The following is a 16,966-nucleotide window of genomic DNA, read 5'->3' as shown; positions in this document are numbered from 1 at the left end:
TTTGCGCGCTTGGCGCCAGGTTCAACGACTCGTTGCTTGTTGCATCCGGTGGATTTGGAACGCGAATGAAATGAGCGCAGCTCTTGGCCGCAATCGGGCGTTTCACCAAACCAATGCGGCAAGGCGACGGAATCGTTCCGTTCCAATACAGATATTGACGTATATTTCGATACAGGGTACTATTCAGCTTGAGGGTGCGGTGGCTTTGTGGCTGCGGAATCGCCCACCCGGAACGAGCAGCAGTGGTCCGTGTGTTCACCATGCGGCTCCGCCAACGGTTGGACAGATCCCATGCATTACCCATTTCGATTCAACACCCGGATCCCCGCGGGTGCGTTGGCGTGCCAGTCGGCTGGAACGCTCCACCGAACACCCGGGAAGGCACTTTTCCTTCTCTGGACGCTCCTCCTGGCGGCGGGCGCGTGTGCCCTGTCCCGATATGAGTTCAACGGGACCATGACGACGGGAGTCGCCGAGCACTGGCCCGACAATTCGGTCGTCCAACTCGATTCGGAGCGTCCGACCCTGGTGATGTTTCTTCACCCCCGGTGCCCCTGCAGCGCCGCGAGCATCACCCAGTTGGATCGGGTGCTGCGCCGCAGCCCCGGGCGCTTTCGGACCTGGGTATTGCTCGTGAGGCCTGCGGGCGTGCCCGAAACCTGGGAAGCGGGCGCCAATGCCGAGGCCGCGTTGCGCCTTCCGGAGACCACGCTCCTGATCGATTCGGCCGGCGAACTCGCGCGGCAATTCGGCGCGCGGTATTCCGGCACGGTCCAGGCCTTCGACACCGGAGGAAACCGGCGCTTCACCGGCGGGATCACCGCGTCGCGGGGGCACGAGGGCGAGAGTCTCGGCGGCCTTGCCCTGCGGGACATCGGCGCGGGAAGAGTCCCGGACGCGGCATCGATGCCGGTTTTCGGGTGTTCCCTGATGGGAATCGACCAAGACCAGGGAGCGAAAACGTGATCGAAGACACGGCCAAAGCGCAATTGGCACCCTGCGCCGAGCGGGCGGCCGAGTTGGAAGCCAGGTCCTTTCAGACCCTCTGCGTGCGCGTGGACCGCAGCTTTGCCGTATTGATGCCGGTCCAGTGGCTGGCCTGCGTGGCGGCGGCCTTCTTCCTCACCCCCTTGACCTGGAACGGCCCCGACAGCAGTGTTCACCCCCACGTCATCGCGACGGTACTGCTCGGGGGGCTGGCCACGGTGGGCCCGATGTACTACGTCTGGCGCTGGCCCGGACAGCCGCTTACGCGCCACTGCATTGCCATCGGCCAGATGATCATGGGCGCACTGCTGATCCATCTGACCGGCGGGCGCATCGAATCCCATTTCCACATTTTCGGCTCGCTCGCCTTCCTGTCCATCTACCGCGACTGGCGGGTTCTCATCACGGCCTCCCTGATCGTTACCATCGACCATGCCGCCCGGAACTATTTCTGGCCCCAGTCGATTTTCGGAGTGCTCACGGCCCCCCACTGGCGCTGGATGGAACACGCCGCATGGGTGGTCTTCGAAGACGTCTTCCTCATCTGGCAGTGCGCTCGGGGCCGCAGGGAATTGAGCGAAGACGCTCGGCAGCGGGCGCGCCTCGAAAACACCAATTCGATGATCGAGCGGGAAGTGCGCGCTCGTACGCGGGAGCTTGAGGAGGAACGGCGCCTCCTCCGGCAGGCGGAGGAAGAACTCAAGTACCAGAATGAAATATTGGTCGAGACCACGGTGCGGTCGGAAGAACTCGCCCAGGTTGCCAATCAGGCCAACCAGGCCAAGTCCGATTTTCTGGCCACCATGAGCCATGAGATACGCACGCCCATGAATGGCGTCATCGGTATGACCGAACTCCTCTCCGATACAGCCCTCGACGCGGAACAGCGCGAGTTCGTACAGGTTATTCAGCGCTCCGGTGAACGGCTGATGAGCATCATCAATGACGTTCTCGACTTCTCCAAGATCGAATCGGGACGTCTCGACTTCGAGACCATTCCCTTCGACATCCGCACGACCATCGAGGACTGCACCGATCTCTTTACCGAACCCTGCGAGGCCCGGGAGATCGAGCTAATCTGCATGTTCCAGGATCCATTGCGCCACCGCGTGACCGGCGATCCGGGACGCCTGCGGCAGGTCATCCTCAATCTACTTTCCAACGCCTTGAAGTTCACGGATTCCGGCGAAATCGTCCTGCGCACCCGTATTCTTTCGCAGGAGGATGGTGTGCTCACGGTTCGAATTTCCATCCAGGATACCGGGCCTGGAATTCCGGCGGACAAAGCCGGGCTCATATTCGAACGCTTTGCCCAGGCCGACGCTTCCACGACCCGGCGCTATGGGGGCACCGGACTGGGGCTGGCAATCTGCCGCGAGCTCGTGGCGCGCATGGACGGCGAGATCGGGGTGGCGTCCGAGGAAGGTAAAGGGTCGGAGTTCTGGTTTACGGCGCGCTTCCCGATCACCGAAGTCTCAACCACGGGCAATCCCACGCGCGAGGCCCTGACGGGAAAACAGGTGCTCGTGGTCGATGACAATGAGACCAACCGCCAGCTCCTCGACATGCAGCTTCGCCGACACGGCATGATCCCCTGCACGGCCAATTCACCGGTCGCGGCATTGGCCGCGGTGGAAGAGTGGCGGATGGGCGAGAGGCCCTTTGACCTCGCCATCGTGGACTTTCGCATGCCCGGGATGGACGGGCTCGAGCTCGGTCGTCTCCTTCGAGATAAGAGTGGCGACGTACCGCTCCCCATGCTGCTGATGACTTCGTTCTCCTCCCGGGGCCACGCGCGCATGGCCGCGGACGCCGGATTCTCGGGCTACCTGAATAAACCAGTGAAAGAACGGCGGCTCCTGGACTGTATCAGCGGAATTTTTCAGGACGGTGTGGAAGGTGAATCGCCCGCCCCCGTGATCGTGACCCGCCATACCGCTCTCGAAGCGGAGCGGGCGAGTCTACTGCACGTGCTGCTGGTGGACGACAACGCGGTCAACCAGAAGGTGGGCGTCAAGATGCTGGGGCGGCTGGGGCTGCGCGTGGATGTGGCGGGCGATGGAAAATCCGCCATCGACGCCTGCAGAAGCCAGCGCTATGATATCGTTCTGATGGACTGCGAGATGCCGGGCATGGACGGCTATCAGGCCACCCGGGCGCTGCGGGCAATTCCCGAATGCGCCGGTCTGCCGATTGTGGCCGTCACGGCCAACGCCATCGAAGGGTCCCGGGAAAAGTGCCTGGAAGCCGGCATGGACGGCTACCTCAGCAAGCCGCTCAAACTTGAATCGCTCCGGGAGACCATCGTGGCCCATCTGCCCGGCCTCGCCGACTCGGAAACCGCTTCAGGCACTCGGCTTGAATGAGAGCTGGCAACAGCCCAGATTGAGTGATTCACCCGACTGGATGTCGGCCAGCACTTCTTCCGAAAGGCGGTAGAGCACCGCTTTACCCTCACGCTGAGAGCATACGATCCCCGCGTCGCGGAGGACCCTCAGGTGGTGAGAGAGAAGGCTCTGCTCCAATTGAAGCATCCCGTTTATTTCGTTCACCTGCTGCGGCCCCGACATCAGCGCACGGACCACGGCAAGCCGGGTCTCATCGGCCAGTACCTTCAGAATTGTCGCGCAGTTGTCGGCGGGCTTCGCCATCGGGCCTCTCCAGGGGAACACGGGAAACGGTCAAGTCTATTTCCCTATGCTACCACAATCGGACCGGGCGACCGGTATCGCGGCCCGTCATCCGTCCGCGAGGATTGCGTCCATATTGCGGTAGATGTCCCGGCACATGGACACGTGGGACCCCTTGGGGATGCCCGGCGGATTGAGCCCATAGGTTTTGTAGAGCCGCGCAAACTCGCGCCGCGCCGCGCGATAGTAGTCCAGCCCCGGCGGTTGGCTGTCCGATGTGGTGGACCCCGCCGGCGGCATCCAGACCGAGAAGGCGGGCACGATCCCCCGCGCCGCCAGGTATTCCGCCCCTTCGAGCATGGACTCCAACGACTCCGTTCCCGCGACAAAGGCGCTGAAGGCCTTGTTGGGGCCAAACTTCGCCGAGATATGCTCCAGCGCCCGCAGTTGAGCAGCGCGCCCGACGGCGCGGGCGTGGCCCGGCGCGAAGGTTGCATGAAGGGCCGGGTCCCACACGTGGAGATCGTGGGCCACCCGGTCCGCGCCCGCCGCGAATACTTGATCGATCCAGGCGGGCTCCTTGGGTGCCGTCATGTAGCAGTAAATCTCAGACGATATATGCTCCAGCCCGACTCTGGCGTCCACGGCCCGGAGCACCTCGGCGTATTGCGCGCACTCTTTCTGTGTGGCGAATCGCGTACCCGCGGTGAGCTGGATCTCTCTTACGCCCGCGTGCTCAATGCCCCAGGCTATGATTTCCGCCACGTCTTCCGGCGACGCGCTGGGTAGCGTAATGCCCATCTGTTCCGCCCGTACTTGGAAGCAAAACGTGCAGGTCTCGTTCGTCTTTACATATTCGCAAGGCCACATGTAGAAGAACGCCAGCACCCCGTCCCCCTCCAGCACCGCCAGCGCACCGTAGGGAATGCCCGAGGCCGTGCGCTGCTGGTAATACGTGGTGGCCGGCGGAAAGTCCACCGCGCAATGCTTTTCACCCCCGCCCCACAGATAGACTTGGCCGTCTTCGCCCACCTCCAGCGCAAAGGGCGAGGCGTCGTTCGCGTTCAGGTGTACGGCCACCTCGCCGGGCAGAATAAGGCAATTGCAGGCGAAAGGATTGTTCGGCGGCTCCAGCCGCGCGCGACCGGCCACGGCATCGTATACCCGAGCGGGATAGCGCACGCCCGATCCCAGGAGCGCACATTTCAGGTCGAGCGATTCAAGCACGGTGGCGGAATTTGCGTCCACGGGGACTTTCTCCTTCGACGATTGCCCGTCAGCGCCGCGATTTCTTCTTATCCCTCAGAACAGCGACACAAACGTCGTATAAACCCGCGTGATTGGGAAGTCGCCCGGATACTTCACGAAGGCCACGTGGCCGTCCATGTAGAGCACATTGGAACCGCCGGGGACGTGATTGAAGGCGTCCGGAACGGTACTTGTAAAGTCGTACATCACCGCGATGTTGCTCTGGGCCCTGGCGCTGGCGCCCGCATTGTTGATATCGGTCACGAAAAAGCGCTCGACGCCCTCGCGCGTGCGGGGTACGCTCACGGAGCCGCCCGCGATATCTTTGTCGTAGTCGCCAAAGCCCATCGCCACCGTAACCGTCTGGGTGGTAAACGCGGTAACAAAATCCACGCTGATGTACGGCCCCACAATATTCCCGGCGTTTACCGCGGGATCATTCGGGTCCGCGCCGAGCGCCAGGTGGTCCTTTCCCGGCTGGTTGGTAAATACCCAGGCCATGTAGATGTAGGACTCCGGCGTGAAAGCGCAGGGGTCGAACTCCTTTCGGCCCGTGGCCGTCAGCACATCCTGGTTGTACCAGAGCCCGCCGGTGCCGTTCATCGCCGTGTCCTGATCGGAATCCGAAGGACACAGGAGCGCCTGCGGGTCGGAGAGATACTCGGGATACACGGAAGGCGAATCCATAAAGAAGGCCACCGCGCCCTGACCGCCCGCACCGGGCGTGGGTTCGAAGGGATTGTTGTAGAAACACTCCCCGTTCACCGGCGGCTCGTAATTGCTGTAATCCACTTTGGCCGCGGGATCGGCCGGGTTGAGATCACGCGCCTCGTAGGAGAAGCCATCCGCCATCGCCGGGAACTTCTGGCCCACCGATTCGTTCGCATACATCTTGAAAACCAGGCCCAACTGCTTCAGATTGTTCGCGCAACTGGCCCGGCGCGCCGCCTCCCGCGCACGCGCCAGCGCCGGCAGCAGGATCGCCGCCAGAATGCCGATGATCGCGATAACCACCAGCAGTTCGATTAAGGTAAACCCCGACCGCAACTTGAAACGGTGACGGCACGCCGTTCTCTTGCTCTGATCCATGCTCTGACTCCTGTTGTTCCTGGGAACCGCTCCAACCGCTGCTCCGGATGGCATTATACATGAATTTGTATTCATATGAAAGCGCTTTTATTTCACCCCGACCCAGGCCGACACCCTCAGGAGTCCAGCGCATGCCTCACTTTGGTGGCGAGCTCCTGAATTCCGAAAGGCTTCTGGATAAAATTTGCCCCTTCGCGCTGGATCTCGTCCTGCGAAATGACATCGGCGGTGTAGCCCGACATATAAATGTGCCGGAGATCGGGAAAGGTGGTCATCAGGGCGGCGGCCAGATCGCGTCCGTTCATTTCGGGCATCACGATATCGGTCAAGAGAAGCTGAATGGGGGAGCTCCCCGATTCGGCAAGCCGCAGGGCCTCGCCGGGCGTGGCGGCGGTAAGGACGGTATAGCCGAGCTTCTTCAGCATGGACTGAGTGAGCTTGAGGATAGATAGCTCATCTTCGACAACGAGGATCACTTCACCTCCCGGCAGCGGCGGCGGGGCGCAGCCCGCGGGCTCCTCGCTCTGGGCCGGGCCGGTGAATCGGGGCAAGTCAATGGTGAACTTCGTGCCACGTCCCGGCTCGCTCTCCACGCGAATGAAGCCATTGTTCTGCCGGACGATCCCGTAGACGGTGGAGAGGCCCAGTCCCGTGCCCTTTCCGGGCTTCTTGGTCGTGTAGAAGGGTTCGAAGATCCGCGCGAGCACCGCCGGGTCCATCCCGCAGCCGTTGTCGCAAACGGAAAGACGGACGTAATCTCCCGACGCAAGATCGGACTCATCGGAACCTTCGGCGCCTTCGGCCGCGATGACCGTGACGTTGGCGGTCTCCACGATAATCTCGCCAACACCATTGATAGCGTCGCGGGCATTCACGCACAGATTGGCCAGAATCTGATCCACCTGAGAGGGATCCAGCTTGACCTTCCACAAGTCGGGACCGGGCCGCCAGTTCAATCGGACCCCTTCGCCGATCAGGCGTTCGAGCAGTTTGCGCATCCCCTCCGTGGCCAGATTCAGGTCCATGGGCCTGGGGGCGACAGCCTGCTGGCGGGCGAAGGTCAGCAATTGCCGGGTCAGATCGGCCGACCGCAATGCGGCGCTCCGAATTTCCTCGACATGGTTTTGCAGCGCGCCATTGACGGCCCCGGCGCCCGCGAGTTCAGCGTGCCCGAGAATAACCAGTAGCATGTTGTTGAAATCGTGGGCCACACCGCCCGCGAGCCGGCCGATGGATTCCATCTTCTGGGCCTGGCTCAACTGTTCCTGCAGGCGGGCGCGCTCCGCCTCGGTTTCCACCCGCTCGGTGATATCGGCGTTCATGCCCGTAACACGAACCACGCGGCCCGAATCGTCGCACAGTACGACCGCCCGGGACTCGACATGGCGAATCGAACCGTCGGGACGGACCACGCGGAACTGGCTGTGAAACTCGCCGCGCCTTTTGATCGCCTCCCGAAGTTCCCCCTCCGAGCGGGCCAGATCTTCCGGCACGATCGAACTCCGCCAGTCGCGGTACGCGCCCGGATGTTCGCCGGGATCGACGCCGTAAATGGCATACATGCGCTCGTCCCAAACCAGCTCGTCGGCGACGGCGTCCCAGTCCCACACGCCGAGATCCCCGCCGCGGATGGCCAGAGTGAGACGCTCCGTAAGACGCCGGGCTTCCGATTCCGCGGCCTTCCGCGCCGAGATATCGCGGCTGATGCCGAGAATGCGGTTTGGCTTGCCGTCGCGATCCGCAAGAAAACGCATGCTGGTCTCCGCCCAAACGGTCGTGCCGTCTTTCCGGAGCAATTCGAGCTCCATGATGGTCACGTCCGTGGGCGCGCGGAGGCCGTCTTGGAGTCGCTGCAGCTCCCGCGCCATATGCCCCAGTGCAACGGTGCGGGACTCCGGCGTCATGCGTTCCTCAAGAGGCTGGACGAGTACCTCGTCGACGGAAAAGCCCCGAAGCTGGGCGATGGCGGGGCTCACATAGGTACACCGCTGGTCGAGATCGAAGATGGATATTACATCGGAGACATTGTCCGCCAGCAAGCGATAGTGATCCAGGGCGAGACGGGCTTCGATCAGAGCAAACATGAGCGTCGCCAGAGTAAGGACCAGCCCCGCCAGGAAGCTGAGAGACGCAACCCGTCCGTTCCACGCGGAATGAGACCCCAGAACCGGGACATCGTCCAACCGGGGAAAATTCTCGGTCAGGTCCAGCGTTTGGGAGATGCAAACGAGGACCATGGCGATACTGACCAGCTTCCAGACAAACTTGGAGAGTTCCGCCCAGCGCACCATCCACCCCGTCATTCCCACGATCATGAACGTGGCCACGGTATAGGCCGAATCGGAAATCATCACGGAAGTGGAGGCGCCGACCAGGGTGAGCGAAAGCGCGGCGACGAGAAAATAGAAGACGCGGAGCCGCATCCGCTTCAGGTCACCCGCGTCGGTCATTTGCGTTCTTCTCCCGCCCCCCGGATGAGTATACAGGAAAATCGGCGTGTAGCTCGGACCGGGGCTGCCGCCCGATCCGCTTTGCTACTACTATGTCATGAGGCCTACCAGAAAATCATCCCCCGCACCGCTTCTTTCTCCGTTACGCCGACTGCCGCCTCCGCCAGGCCCCGCTGTTCCGCCGGCGGGGCCGCAACGGCCTTGTCCAGCGCCGTGCGAAGGCCCTCGATATCGCGAAGCTGCTGCCCGATCTTCCAGTAGCCGATATTCCGTACGCCGAAAACCTCGTTGGACTGGTCGCCCAGGCGGCCGGCCTCCTCACGCAATTCGATCATGCGCTCGGTCTCCGGGGCTTCCGCCGCAATGACGCGTGCCGCCTCGAGCGCCGCGGAAAGGTCGCCGCCATCCAGCGCGGGCTTCAGGACACGGCGAACACGGGCCTCCTGATCCAGTTCGCGCCGCAGGCGCAATTGAACATAGCAATCCAGCGACGCTTTCTGGCGGTGGAGCAGCCAGCGGTAATTGTCCTTCATGAAATGGGGCGACATACGCTCGCCGCCTTCCACGACGAGGTCAAAGTAACGCTGGATTCCTGTGTTCTCCGCGAGGGGTGCTTCCAAATTGAGCTCCAGTTGCATCAGCGCCTCGGCCATGGGTTCGGCGGCCTCTTCGCCAAAGTACAGCGTGCAGTACTCCTTCAGCAGATCGTCCAGGGAGATGTCCGGGTTCCACAACAGCCGCGCCCACAGGTATTGGTGGAACTCATCATGGTGCCCCTCGGAATAGATAATGTCCCCCTCGGAAAAGGGCATGATCTGGTGGAATATCTTGTAATACGCGCGGGGACGCGCGTGAAAGGTCCGCCGCCCGAAGGACTTCTGAATGTAGACGTCCGGATTGGCCACGGCAAACTGGGCGCTGATCCAGTGGGTGATGTCGGAAAAGTGCACGATCTTCTGCTGCGGCGGCAACTGGTGTAGCGTGTGGGAAAGGTAACGGTTGACCCAGCCGTCGCCCGGATACTCGAATAGGTCCTCGCGCAATTCATTGCGGAAGTAGGGCGACATGGCGTTGGTGCCGGGCGCGTAGCACAGCGCGTAGAGCCAGGTGCGCGGCTCGGCCTGGAGGTAGTCGAAGATCAACTGATCGCCCCGATTGTCCAGATCCTGATTGGCGATAAAAATCTTGCTGTTCGGGTGCGCCTCATGCCAGATCGCGGCCATCTCCGCGCAAAGCTCCACCCATGTCTTGCCCCAGGGTTCGCAGCGGTCATCCTTGCAGCCACCGGGATCACCCGAGTAAAAACGCATGATGTCGTGGTCCGCGCGCTGTGAAAAATCATCGCGCCACTGCTTCAACAGCGCCGCCCGCGCCTCCGGGATGCTCGGGCAGATCCACGTGTCCCCCTCCCAGGACTCCCGCTTGCCCGCGCGCCACTCTTCCGGAAATTTTTCATAGTAGTTGTTGGGCCGCGCGTCGGTCACGGTCATCAGCCCGAGCGACTTGAGCTGCCGGTAGTTGTCGTCTTCATTTCGCCCCGCGTAAAAGGTGTTCGCACCCGCCAGGATGGAATCAAACAGCCGCTCCTGATGCTCCGCCTCCGTCCAGCCCCGCGCCCCCGTGCGCTTCATCATCGAGCCGCCCTGACTCGGCGAAAAGCCGCGAAAGCGATAGGCCGGCGCCGTGCTGACCTCGAAGGATTCGAAGATGACCGTGCCGTGACCGACGCGCGCGCGACGGATGATTTCTCCGGCGGCATAGAGCGCTCCCCGGTCGTCCGCCGCAAGGGCCAGAATGGTGGGTTTGTCGTCGATCAGGAGGGACTTGACCGCGTAACCTTCCGCGAATGGTTTCTCGCGACCGGGAAGCTTGAGCCCCTGATTCGCGCACAGCGCATCAAATGCCGCGTCGCGTCCGGCAACTGCGAGGTGAATTGAAAGCTCCACCGGCAATTCGGGAACCGCTGCGCCGGGGTGAAGCCCGAGCCGCTGGACCAACACCTGAGTCGCGGCCTGTTCCGCCGGAGAAGCGGCTTCGCGGAGGACGACCACGGTGTTTTTTTCGGCGATAGGTTCAGCGGGTGCTGCCGCAATGCAGAGTAGCGCAATAAGATCGAAGACCAGCGTGCGCCTTGCGGCAAGAAAGTTGTATATGGACATCGTGGTGTTCTCCCATCGTAACATCAAGTGATTTTGCCAGATACCTACGCGAGCAGGGCACAATAGTGGTTTGCGATTTCATCAAGCTTAGCCTTCAGAAGGTAGAGCCCTCTGGAATGGCTCCACATCGACCGATACTTTTCGGACTTTGTAGCCCGTAACAGATTTTGGGGACCCAACCTCTGGATTGAACAGGGCCAAGTTGAACCCTTTGCTGACCGAACTATTGTAGATTACGCCATCGAATCCGCTCCGTTTTATGAATTCGCAGAGATACTGGCTGGGAATATAGTCGATCGCCGCAGCGTGGGGCAGTACAGGGCGTGTCAATTCCTCACCCAGCCGCTGCAGTAAGGGCAGATCGGCACGCAGCTGTCCTATTTCGTCCGGATCTGATAGAAGAAAGGGAGAAACGCTTTTGAGGGGATTTCGGAGGTCTACGACACGAAGCTCTGGAGTCCGAAACTCCGCAACATATACGGAATCTCCTGTGTGGGGCCGAATCTCCGCAACGGCAGTTCTGGAAGTGGATGCCAAGTATAAGTACGGAATTCCCGCCGGATTGGCCCGCCCATGCGAGGCAAGACGCTTGGGCGGTGCCCCCATTTCAATTGCTGCGAACGCTCTGCCACCAGAATGTTGACGCGCGCGATACCACTTGCGCGCGTCTTCACGGGATACAAGGTGATCGAGCAACTGCCCCATTCTCACGAAATCGATCTTCTCATCCAGGAACCACCGATTCCGATGCATCATCTCGTCACGAAGCGTATCCCACTTTGCCAACCCCTCACTCGTATAGTCTTCTGAAGGCAGGAATGCCTTCCGTACAATTCTTTGGTTGCCAAGTATCGTGCCAAGCAACTCGTATACTTGGTCTTCACTACGTATAACTCGTTCGAACAGTTGCCAATCGTCTTTCAGCCATTCTACGAGTGTCTTTCCTGCATTCTTGGGCTCATATACACTCACGAGGAGTTCGAAGTAATCTCGCAGAGCTCTTGGCTTGATTAGAGGGACATTTGCGGCTCCGCAAAAGCTGCAATCCCCTTTGGCAGTCGTAAGGCTTGGAAATATGTGGTCCCGCAGAAAGCGATCATCAAAGCATTCAGGGCAGCAAAGCTTGCGGGCCATAGTCGGGTTAGCCTTGGTAGTGGGCTAACGTTTCGATGTGGTGCTTCATCGAGAGCTTTTTTACGAAACCAAGCCCTGGGAAATGCCCCTTTCTATGCAATTCTTGGAATTCCTTTACCGCCTCGGTCTCAAACAGGTGTGAGGTGCCCGATTCGAGCTTCTCAACTAGCTTTCCCAGTGCTTGCGCAAACTTGCCCGCAGGATCGGTTGGTGTATCATTTGTGTCTGAAATGAAATGATATATATACATTATGTCTTCATCGTCCGGGTTAATAAAGGTCAAATGAATAGCGACCGCATAGGCCGGTCCGCCGCTTTCCGAATACTCGTCGCCCACGATTAAGAAATCGCCGAAGCCAGATACATTTTCGTAATGAAACGTAAGATGCAATTCAGAAAACTTCTCAATCCTTGGATAATCTGCGTTCCGTTGGCGACTAAACCCGTTTTGTATTAGAACGCCTTCACTTCTATCAAAATGTCGTCGATACAAGCGCCCGGCGTGTTGTTCAATGAATATATGCCGAAATATACCCACACCGGCACTCGATAAGCGCTCAGACAGAATGCGAGGTTCAGTGAATCCTGCATGTACTAGCGCGAGCTTACTATCTCTGTTCTTTTCACAGTAGCTCATGGCTTGGTCGCTGTCCATTCCGTTTGTGAGTAAGATTCCAGCAGAAATGGTATGTAGGTCAAATTCCTTCCGGAGAAAATTGGAAATATTCTCGCCATCATGCTTGAGGTCGCCATGACTGGGATTTACAATGACGATTGCTTCACCTCTTACATCACATATCGCCGCCAGCGTTCTTTCCAGCCCTCCAAGCGACTCTTTTACGGGCTCGATGATCGGCACGAAGCCTGCACTCTTCATCAACCCAGCACATTCACGAATCGTGATCAGTTCGTACTGTTTGCCGCGAAAATAGGGGTAGTAGGGGAGCGCCATGATGAGCTAGTTCCAAGCCCTGGTAGACGATAGCGGCAGTCTGAGCGCTTCCGTCAATCGCTCATGATCCTTTTTTCGGATGGGGGTCGACAAGGCAGCGGCATGGAGCGATTTCGGGACTTGCTCGACAAGTTCGCTGAGTGCAGCCAGGTTTCGAGTCTGCTTCATTGTGCGGACCATAACAGTATGCAACTGTTTAGGATCCAGATCGGAGAAAGCTGCGCGCATTACGCTTCGTATCTTGGTATTGGAGACCTCTGGGACGGCAATGCCGTGGGCTTTCAATATGGCCATTGCCTCGGCGGTTCGAAGTGACTCAAATATGGTTAAGGGACAAATTCGGTCAAACGTTTCAATCGCCTTTCGTCTCGTCGAGATCTTCAGACGCGGAGAAAGAGACATGACACCGACTTCAATGGGTAGCATATTCAAAACTTCATCAAACTGGCGATCACTCGCAATTACATAAATCTTGGCAAAGACGCGCTGGTAATTGTCTATCTGGTTGGCGAGGCGTACCAACGTATCCCGTTCCGATTTGATCTCGTAGGCCGTCGCCGTTCCATTGAGAATTACCAAATCTGTCCTGGATTTTCCGGCGCGAAATTCGCTGAGCATTGAGGCAGAGCGGAGTGAGTGCGTGCCCAACAAGATGTTTTGGGTGAGGGCCGAGCGGTAGATATACTGGTCCCGGAAGCCGCCCCTTTTTAGGATATCGAATGCTGCGTCGAAACTGTCGGCAACCGTTCCATTGGACTCACATCGCGATTCAAGTCCAGTGATATCGATGAGACGCCGAAAGAGCGCGGACCGCCCCTTCCGCGCAAGTCCTTGGTAGACTGCGGACGAAAATATACGCGTCAGCGCGGACAACTGAGTAGCGCTCTGATTCACGTTCTCTCCGGTCAATCCATGGTTGGTGTCTAAAGCTTCTACCTCGATTCTACGGGAGATGTCTCCAGAGACACAAGGATTTTCGCTCAAAGGGCTAAGCACCGCTTTGGGGCCATGCGTCGCACTGCGGATCCCATTACTGGCTCTGCTCGCCTCCCCTCCGCATGTGAGCGGCCTCGTTGGGGTAGAGCCGCTCGACACATTCCGGGCAGATGCTGTGTGAGAATTCCGCTTCCGAATGTTCGCTCACGTACACCTCGATCTGATTCCAGTACCCCTGGTCGTCCCGGATGCGCTTGCACCCGGAGCAGATGGGGAAGAGACCTTCAAGACGCTTCACCTGGGCCAGGGCTTCGCGCAGTTCAATGTGGGCGACCACCTGGCGCGAGAGGACCTTCAACGCCCGCTCCTGAAGCGGGGTCAGGGTCCGCGGCTTGTTGTCCACGACGCAGAGGGTTCCCAGGGCGACGCCATCGGAACAGACCAGGGGTGCGCCCGCGTAGAAGCGAACGCTCGGTCCACCGGTGACGAAGGGGTTATCGGCGAACCGGGGATCCTTCGTCGCATTGGTCACCACCAGTAACTCGTGGGGCTTGCGTATGGCGTGCGCGCAGAACGCATAGTCCCGGTGGGTCTCCGAGATCTCAACGCCCGTCTTCGCCTTGAACCACTGCCTGTCTTGATCGACAAGGGTCACAAGGGCTATCGGAGCATCGGCCACTTCGGAAGCAAGGAACACGATGTCATCGTAGACCGCTTCCGGGAAGGTGTCCAGAATCCCGAGACTTCTCAACTTCCGCAAACGTTTCTGTTCATCATCGGGCAACGGTGCCTGCATCGATCGTTCTCCGCTGGTCGCTCAATTCCGCGGGGCCAGTCTAAGATGCTGACGCGGTCGCTAGCAAGTTTCGATGGACCGCCGAGGCGTCGGTCGGGGAAACCTCCGCGTGGGACCTTATCAAAAAAGAACGTAGCCGCCGGGCCCGGGGCCCGGCGGCTTGCGCACCTTGTCAGATTCGCATTTACGGTCAGACTTTCAAGTCAAAGCGATCGGCGTTCATCACTTTGGTCCAGGCCGCCACGAAGTCGTTCACGAACTTATCCTTCCCGTCTTCGCTGCCATAGACTTCCGCCAGGGCCCGAAGCTGGGAATTGGATCCGAAGACCAGGTCCACGGAAGTACCGGTCCATTTGACCTCGCCGGATTCGCGGTCGGTCCCCTCGAAGACATTCCCGTCCTTCTCGGACTTCCGCCAGGACGTGTTCATGTCCAGCAGATTCACAAAGAAATCATTGGTCAAGGTTTCCGGTTGCGTTGTAAAGACGCCCAGCGGAGAATCGCCGACATTCGCGTTGAGCACGCGCATGCCGCCGATCAGCACCGTCATCTCCGGCGCGGTCAGCGTCAGGAGTTGCGCACGGTCCACCAGCAGTTCCTCCGCCGACCGATCCTGGCCTTCGCCGAGATAATTGCGGAATCCGTCCGCTTTCGGCTCCAGAACGGCGGCGGACGCCACATCGGTCATCTCCTGGGTGGCATCTGTCCGCCCGGGGGAGAAGGGAACCTGAACCTCGTGGCCGCCTTTCTTCGCCGCATCTTCCACGGCCGTGCAGCCGCCGAGCACGATCAAGTCCGCCAGCGAGATCTTCTTGCCGCCGGTCTGGGCGCTATTGAACTCCTGCTGGATCTTTTCCAGGACCGGCAGGACCTTGGCCAGTTCGGCCGGTTCGTTCACCGCCCAGTCTTTCTGCGGTTCGAGGCGGAGTCGTGCGCCGTTCGCGCCACCCCGGTTGTCGGAGCCGCGGAAGGTGGAGGCCGACGCCCAGGCGGTCGAGACCAACTGGGAAACGGAGAGCCCGGAGGCGCGGATCTTTTCCTTCAGGGCGGCGACGTCCTGATCACCAACCAACGCGTGATCGACCGCGGGGACCGGGTCCTGCCACAACTGGGGCTCGGGAACGAGCGGGCCAAGCAGACGCGAGGCGGGCCCCATGTCGCGGTGAGTCAACTTATACCACGCTTTGGCGAAGGCGACTTCGAACTCTTTCGGATTTTCGAAGAAGCGCTTCGAGATCTTCCCGTAGATCGGGTCCATCTTCAGGGCCAGATCGGTGGTGAACATCATCGGAGCGTGGCTCTTTGACGGATCGTGGGCATCGGGAACGGTACCCTGACCCGCGCCATCTTTGGGAGCCCACTGCTGGGCGCCCGCGGGGCTCTTGACGAGTTCCCACTCGTAGGCGAAGAGGTTGGAGAAATACATGTGCGACCACCGCGCGGGCGCGCTGGTCCAGGCGCCTTCGAGCCCGCTGGTGATGGTGTCGCCGGCGTTGCCTTTGCCGAAGGCGTTCTTCCAGCCGAGGCCCTGCTCTTCAATGCTGGCGCCTTCGGGTTCGGGGCCGACGTTGCTGGCGGGCGCCGCGCCGTGGGCCTTGCCGAAGGTGTGACCACCCGCGATCAGCGCCACCGTCTCTTCATCATTCATAGCCATCCGGGCGAACGTCTCCCGGATGTCCTTCGCAGCCGCCAGGGGATCGGGATTGCCATTCGGGCCTTCCGGGTTCACATAGATCAGACCCATCTGAACGGCCGCCAGCGGATTCTCCAGTTCACGGTCACCCTTGTAGCGCTTGTCACCCAGCCACTCGCTCTCGGGACCCCAGTAGATGTCCTCCTGTGGCTCCCACACGTCCTCGCGACCGCCGGCAAAGCCAAAGGTCTTGAAGCCCATGGACTCCAGCGCGACATTGCCCGTGAGAACCATCAGGTCCGCCCAGGAGATCTTCTGGCCATACTTCTGCTTGATGGGCCAGAGCAACCGGCGCGCCTTGTCGAGGTTGGCGTTATCGGGCCAACTGTTGAGTGGGGCAAAGCGCTGCGTGCCGTCGGACGCGCCGCCGCGGCCGTCAGACACGCGGTAGGTGCCCGCGCTGTGCCACGCCATGCGAATGAACAGCGGGCCATAGTGGCCGTAGTCCGCGGGCCACCAGTCCTGGGACGTCGTCATCAGCGCTTCGAGGTCCTTCTTTACCGCTTCGAGATCAAGCTTCTTGAATTCTTCGGCGTAGTTGAAATCCGCGCCTAGAGGATTGGTCTTGGCGGAGTTCTGGCTCAGAATGTCCAGATTCAACTGATTGGGCCACCAGTCGTCGTTCGACATGTGACCCGCCGCCGTGGGCTGTGCCGAGGGGAGCATCTGCCCCGTCACCGGACATTTCGCCGCTCCGCCCGCCGCGGGCGGATGGGCGGCGGCATCTTCAGCCACCGCCGCAATCCCCTGGGTGCCGGCAAGTCCACCCAGCGCCAGGGCGGCGAGCCAGACCCTGCCCTTTCCCTTCAGTGCGGCTTGCTTCTCTCTTGTTGTACGTCTTGACATGGTTCTTCTCCTCGTTTTCATTGAGCGCGACAGTTAGCACTCAAAT

At 60.2% G+C, this 16,966-nt stretch carries 12 protein-coding genes; 2 read left to right on the top strand and 10 right to left on the bottom strand.

Annotated elements, in window-relative coordinates:
• The first annotated feature begins 291 nt into the window (after positions 1–291).
• Positions 292–966, top strand: coding sequence for a RedB protein (locus JNK74_05430; protein MBL7645616.1), 675 nt, complete (start codon positions 292–294; stop codon positions 964–966).
• Positions 963–3,353 (top strand): response regulator, encoded by a 2,391-nt coding sequence (locus JNK74_05425; GenBank protein ID MBL7645615.1) that lies wholly within the window; start codon positions 963–965, stop codon positions 3,351–3,353. Before JNK74_05430 ends, JNK74_05425 begins: the two co-directional genes overlap by 4 nt.
• Here the strand turns inward: JNK74_05425 and JNK74_05420 are convergent.
• From JNK74_05420 to katG, 10 genes are all read right to left on the bottom strand, one after another.
• Positions 3,333–3,638: a winged helix-turn-helix transcriptional regulator gene (locus JNK74_05420; protein MBL7645614.1), complete on the bottom strand. Its 306-nt coding sequence runs from the start codon at positions 3,636–3,638 to the stop codon at positions 3,333–3,335. The two genes, JNK74_05425 and JNK74_05420, sit on opposite strands and share 21 nt — an antisense overlap.
• A gap of 87 nt (positions 3,639–3,725) precedes the next feature.
• The gene (locus JNK74_05415; GenBank protein ID MBL7645613.1) at positions 3,726–4,865 is read right to left on the bottom strand and encodes a radical SAM protein; all 1,140 of its coding nucleotides are present in this window, start codon (positions 4,863–4,865) and stop codon (positions 3,726–3,728) included.
• Positions 4,866–4,919: 54 nt separating this feature from the next.
• Positions 4,920–5,954 (bottom strand): DUF1559 domain-containing protein, encoded by a 1,035-nt coding sequence (locus JNK74_05410; protein MBL7645612.1) that lies wholly within the window; start codon positions 5,952–5,954, stop codon positions 4,920–4,922.
• A gap of 116 nt (positions 5,955–6,070) precedes the next feature.
• The gene (locus JNK74_05405) at positions 6,071–8,404 is read right to left on the bottom strand and encodes a PAS domain-containing protein (protein MBL7645611.1); all 2,334 of its coding nucleotides are present in this window, start codon (positions 8,402–8,404) and stop codon (positions 6,071–6,073) included.
• 104 nt (positions 8,405–8,508) lie between these two features.
• Positions 8,509–10,563, bottom strand: a complete 2,055-nt coding sequence (locus JNK74_05400) for a hypothetical protein (protein ID MBL7645610.1) — start codon at positions 10,561–10,563, stop codon at positions 8,509–8,511.
• An 87-nt stretch (positions 10,564–10,650) separates the two neighbouring features.
• On the bottom strand, positions 10,651–11,697 hold the full coding sequence (locus tag JNK74_05395; protein ID MBL7645609.1) for an RES family NAD+ phosphorylase: 1,047 nt from the start codon (positions 11,695–11,697) through the stop codon (positions 10,651–10,653).
• A gap of 7 nt (positions 11,698–11,704) precedes the next feature.
• Positions 11,705–12,649: a sce7725 family protein gene (locus tag JNK74_05390; GenBank protein ID MBL7645608.1), complete on the bottom strand. Its 945-nt coding sequence runs from the start codon at positions 12,647–12,649 to the stop codon at positions 11,705–11,707.
• Between the two features lie 6 nt (positions 12,650–12,655).
• The gene (locus JNK74_05385; protein MBL7645607.1) at positions 12,656–13,543 is read right to left on the bottom strand and encodes a sce7726 family protein; all 888 of its coding nucleotides are present in this window, start codon (positions 13,541–13,543) and stop codon (positions 12,656–12,658) included.
• A 136-nt stretch (positions 13,544–13,679) separates the two neighbouring features.
• On the bottom strand, positions 13,680–14,381 hold the full coding sequence (locus JNK74_05380) for a GAF domain-containing protein (GenBank protein ID MBL7645606.1): 702 nt from the start codon (positions 14,379–14,381) through the stop codon (positions 13,680–13,682).
• A gap of 190 nt (positions 14,382–14,571) precedes the next feature.
• Entirely contained in the window at positions 14,572–16,740 is a 2,169-nt protein-coding gene (katG, locus tag JNK74_05375; protein MBL7645605.1) for a catalase/peroxidase HPI, read from the bottom strand.
• Positions 16,741–16,966 lie beyond the last annotated feature (226 nt).

The organism is Candidatus Hydrogenedentota bacterium (genome assembly GCA_016791475.1).
In the GTDB taxonomy this organism is placed as follows: domain Bacteria; phylum Hydrogenedentota; class Hydrogenedentia; order Hydrogenedentales; family JAEUWI01; genus JAEUWI01.
The sequence above is the reverse complement of the archived record's forward strand: the minus strand, read 5'-3'. Positions and strand labels throughout refer to the sequence as shown.